Annotated in this window: 1 protein-coding gene; it reads right to left on the minus strand. The window is 39.7% G+C overall.

The annotated features are described in order from the left end of the window. Positions 1–115: 115 nt before the first annotated feature. A partial coding sequence (locus tag J8L84_RS20210; RefSeq protein ID WP_211072276.1) for a hypothetical protein occupies positions 116–614 on the minus strand: 499 nt, incomplete at its 5' end.

The raw sequence follows: 614 nt of genomic DNA on the forward strand, positions 1-614 counted from the left end.
TTCTAAATAAGGGGCGCAGGCATGTGGGCTAAAATCCGAACGAAGTGAGCAGCCCGCATGTTTGCGTCCCAGCCCGCGCAGCGGGCGAACTTGATTTTTTTGTTAGGTGCCGAAATCAATCGAATTCAGTCTCGATGTTTTTGTTTGACCAGACCTGTCCACTTTTTGACTCGGTAATTGTCCAAGTGCTGAAAATAGCACCGTGTGATAAAGCTACATCATGCATAAACTCAACCCAACCCAAATGTTGTTGATTGGTGAAGCTAACTACATACGGTCTAGTCGTACCTTGAATGTGCCAATACTCGTTCTCTTTAGTAATAGACATTTCATAGTTCTCACTAAGTTGAGTTTTTAGACCGTTTGCTCCATCTTCTTTTTGTGTAAAAAAGGTAAAATCCAAAATTAGATCTGACTCAGCGGTTATACCAAAATTAACAAGCTCAGAGTTTATTACATGCGCTTGAGCAATACGGCGATTTTTAATTCTCTCATGATATTCATCCCATACAATCTGGGCTTCTTGCTCATTCATTACTCTTTCCTCGGCATAAACCATTGATTGAAGAAAACAGGAAAAAACTACAAATTTAAAAATTAACTTCATAGGTACC

Origin of the sequence: Alteromonas sp. MMG017, from assembly GCF_018100795.1 — a bacterium.
Classification (GTDB): Bacteria; Pseudomonadota; Gammaproteobacteria; order Enterobacterales; family Alteromonadaceae; genus Alteromonas.